Source organism: Cylindrospermum sp. FACHB-282, assembly GCF_014697195.1.
In the GTDB taxonomy this organism is placed as follows: Bacteria; Cyanobacteriota; Cyanobacteriia; order Cyanobacteriales; family Nostocaceae; genus Cylindrospermum.
Map to the genome: position 1 here is coordinate 1 of NZ_JACJRJ010000103.1, position 2,661 is coordinate 2,661.

Annotated in this window: 3 protein-coding genes; all 3 read right to left on the reverse strand. The window is 43.1% G+C overall.

The features are described from left to right. Positions 1-258: 258 nt before the first annotated feature. On the reverse strand, positions 259-714 hold the full coding sequence (locus tag H6G32_RS26300; RefSeq protein WP_190463692.1) for a PPC domain-containing protein: 456 nt from the start codon (positions 712-714) through the stop codon (positions 259-261). A gap of 548 nt (positions 715-1,262) precedes the next feature. Further along, positions 1,263-1,946: a ComF family protein gene (locus tag H6G32_RS26305; RefSeq protein ID WP_190463694.1), complete on the reverse strand. Its 684-nt coding sequence runs from the start codon at positions 1,944-1,946 to the stop codon at positions 1,263-1,265. A gap of 240 nt (positions 1,947-2,186) precedes the next feature. Beyond that, a partial coding sequence (locus H6G32_RS26310; protein WP_190458678.1) for a zinc ribbon domain-containing protein occupies positions 2,187-2,661 on the reverse strand: 475 nt, incomplete at its 5' end.

The following is a 2,661-nucleotide window of genomic DNA, read 5'->3' on the forward strand; positions in this document are numbered from 1 at the left end:
AGGGTTTCGGTAATTTGGTGATTAGCCAAACTGCTGCCTATGGCTGTCGGTTGCTGTTCAAGGAGTTGAAAAAGGCGATCGCCACTAACTCAATCTAATTTTTAGGCGATCGCTTCTTTGTTTAGTAACTTTGTACTATATAAGTTTTATAACTCCTCTAACTTGCCAGAGGAGTTTATTTGTACTATATTAGCTAGCTAAAGTGAAATTGGGTGATCGGGACTTAGCACGGGCTACACCCTGCTATGCTAACAGCACTCATTTGACCGGTTGTAGTTTGGTCACTTTGAGTTTAAAGTTTCCCACCCCTGTTTCCCCAAAAGACCGAACGCGAATGATATACATTCCCGTTTCTGTGATTCGAGTAAATAATAGGGAATTGCTAGTACCATCGGGGCCGTCATCATTTTCTACCACTGTCGATCCATTAGGTGCTAGCAGCGTGATGATGCTATCAAAGTTGTCAGAGGAGACATCAACTGCTAGATTATCCCCCTTATTCAACTTCACCGTATAATCACGGGCAAATCCACCCTGGCCTGTGGGAATGTCTTTTTCTGTGAGTGTATCGGAAAGTTCAGTGCTATTAGGTAAAGTAATGGGACTATACAATTTATTTTGAGCATGAACTGCCCTAATATATAAGCCCATTGTCAGCAAGGTGACAGGAACGATGATGACTTTTCTCAAACTTGCTGCAAAAGCTTTATTCATAAATTTAAGCAGTGTTCCCAGAAAACACAGGGTAGTCAGTCCAATTATAAGAGTTTCAACGGTCTTTTAGCTTAAAAAGTAGAAGCCTCTAACGTACCCGATAGGGAGGTGATGAGATGAATACGAGTGAGTTGACCGTGCCAATTTTAAATTTTGGATTTTGGATTTTGGATTATTTCTTTGGTACAAGCCCCGCCCCTTGTGGGCGGAACAAATCTAAAATCGCAAATCTAAAATCCCCAAGCTGTATCCCAAGAGTGGGTACAGTCAATCTAAAATCGCAAATCTAAAATCCAAAATTGATTTACGATAGTTCTCCGACCAATGCCGCGAGGGAGGAGAACAGGTCCCAAACGAACAAATCTTATTCTTCTCTCTTTGTGGTACAATTTGATTGATAGGTGTAATCCAATTAAATGCTGAAAAGCAGCCTGTTAAAATAAAAGCTAATTGTTTGGCTCAACCAAAGAACCGTGGGGCGCACGGTCTTAAAGCTCAGTCAATGTCTTCAAAGAAGAGTCCCTGAGAAGCCCACACTCCCCTTAGGGTCAGTGTCTAGGGTACGTCACGGCAGTAGCAACCGCTGCTAATCCCAAGACTGTAATGCCAGATTGTTTAAGTGTGTAAACGGCAGACTTGGCAGTGGCACCGGTGGTGTAAATGTCATCCACTAACAACACTGGGGCATCTGGGGGACGGCGGCGAAATGCTTGCCCAACAGCTAAAGCATCTGCTAAGTTTTTCTCTCGCTCTGAGGCTGATAAGATATGCTGGGCCTGAGTCTCTTTGATCCGTTCTAAACCATTTATTTGTAATTTTAACCCAGTTGTTTGGCAGAAGCTTTCGGCTATGAGTGCAGCTTGGTTGAAACCACGTTGCTTTTGTTTGCTGGGATGGAGTGGTATGGGAACTACCACAAGCTGTCTATCTTGCTGGGGGGATTTTAATAACCATGTCTCTCCTAAAAATTGCCCCAAAGTATGAGCGATTTGGGGTTGATTGTCGTATTTCATTGTGGCGATCGCTCTTTTGAGTCCCCCACCATAACTCCCCCAACCAAACACTGGTAAAGGCTGCTGCCACAGATAGCTGGGGTTTTTGAGGTGACAGCTTTGCAGTTGCTTGGTGCAATATTGACAAAAGGTATCAGGTGTGTGGCGTTGGCAGAGCGGGCAATTGGTTTCGAGAAAAAGGTTGAGTAAGCCTTTGAAGCTTTTAGTCCAAATAGGCATTTTTTGTTTCGGCTTTTTTGCTAAATGAAGCTTCAGCAATCTGATCAATCTCTGATCACGATATTCTTTCATAGTGCGATTTTTCTGGACTGAGAATAACCGGGAAACTGAGACGACCCAATTTGTCAGCTAATTCGGAGGCGATCGCTTCAACACTTTTATGGCTATCCCACTCATTTTAAGATCAAATCGGGAATTGATTGACAATTGACCTCTCCCCGGTCTAAAGAGACGGGGATTCTAAACTGATGCTACGTCGTAGGCTGAAGCCGTACCACTTCGCTTTTTAGTTTTGGTTTCCCAGATACGAAATCTGGTAGCAAGGGTCAAAACTTGCCTACAGACCTTGACTAGGACGAGTCCTAATTGTGTCTCTACTTTGCGAAGTATATTCGCTGCACCATTTAAATCAGCGTTAATAAATAGTCCTTTTCCTGTGCGGAACATACCGCGTTTTACTCGTTTTCCACTTGGTTTCCACCCTTCAGGTTTTGCGCCGAACGTAGGTAGAAAATCACCATCTAAAAAACTAGTTTTACTGGTATAGGATTCTTCAGTTTCTACAAATTTGATGCCGTGGTACTCACATAACTGTTTAACTCGTTTTTTGAGTTTGGCGGTTGGTATCTGCACAAATGATTGCGTTGTTCTACCTAACTGCGCTTCTTGTCTTTGCCCTTGATTCCACCCAAATACCACTACACCAATTTGATGT

What these genes read in the sequence shown, in the direction of transcription:
- H6G32_RS26300 (WP_190463692.1), bottom strand. Translation starts at nt 714, where the DNA reads ATGAATAAAGCTTTTGCAGCAAGTTTGAGAAAAGTCATCATCGTTCCT.
- H6G32_RS26305 (WP_190463694.1), bottom strand. Translation starts at nt 1,946, where the DNA reads ATGCCTATTTGGACTAAAAGCTTCAAAGGCTTACTCAACCTTTTTCTC.